1 protein-coding gene (cut by a window edge) is annotated in these 1,051 nt (G+C 25.9%); it reads right to left on the bottom strand.

What is annotated here, in order from left to right:
* Positions 1 to 287 precede the first annotated feature (287 nt).
* Positions 288 to 1,051, bottom strand: partial view of a Cof-type HAD-IIB family hydrolase gene (locus BLO14_RS02175; protein ID WP_091972255.1) — the 3' portion only. The gene runs 79 nt beyond the window's last position; the window shows 764 of its 843 coding nt (coding positions 80-843); the start codon falls outside the window, past its right edge; its stop codon occupies positions 288 to 290.

Below are 1,051 nucleotides of genomic sequence, written 5' to 3'. Positions count from 1 at the left end.
TTTCGCAGCTTACCACGACCTTCTTCGCCTTAAAGCTCCTAGGCATTCACCATAGACTCTTATTACTTTGACCATATTTTTATCTTCCATCTCTATTTTGCCAATTTGTTTATGCAACATAGAATAATATATATCTTTGTTTAACCCATGTCAATACTTATCTTAGTATTTTTATAAATTTATTTATAAAAATACATTATGAATAAAAAATTCAAATTTTAAATAGAATATTCTGCTAAAAACAAGCCAAATACATTAAACATTCGGATACAAATTATTCATATTTATTATTCATAACTATTATCAAGTTCAAAAAAATCAATCAAAAACCTGGCAACACCATCTTCATTGTTGCTAAATTTTGTTATTTCATTATTTGCTAAATTATTTTTAAGAAATTCATTAGCATTTTTCATTAAAACCCCTTTGCCAAGATTTTTAAGCATTTCATAATCATTATTATTATCTCCAAAAGCTAAAACATCACATAATGGAATGTTTTCAAGAAAAGCAATATTTTTAATAGCATTATATTTATCAGCATTAATATTGGTAACCTCCAATAAATCCTTAGAAGAAAAAAATATCCTTATATCCTGAAAATCTTTACTCTTAATCTCATTGGCAAGCTTATTAAGAGTTTCTAGATCGTCACAATAATAAACAATCTTAGAAACAGAATCAACGTTTAATTTGGTCAAATCTCCAACAATAACACTTAAACCTAAATCTTTAATAAAATGTTTCATAATAGGACTTTTAACATCTGAATTAGAATACCAAGTATCAAAAGTATAAAGATTAACATCAACATTGCCTGTATGTATCTTGAGAATTTCTTTTACTAAACCATAACTCATTGCATGTCTAAAAATTAAATTTTCTTGCAAAAAAACTTCAGCTCCATTCGCCGTTACAAGATAATTTTCATTAATGTTAATTTCTTTTAATTGATTCCTAATATTTTTAACTTCACTTAACCTTCTACCGGTTGCAATAATTATTTTAAAATCTTTCTCCAAAGTCAAAAGAACCTCAAGGGTTAAAAAAG

The organism is Borreliella japonica (assembly GCF_900099615.1).
Taxonomy (GTDB): Bacteria; Spirochaetota; Spirochaetia; order Borreliales; family Borreliaceae; genus Borreliella; species Borreliella japonica.
This window is presented reverse-complemented; position numbering and strand designations above follow the sequence as displayed.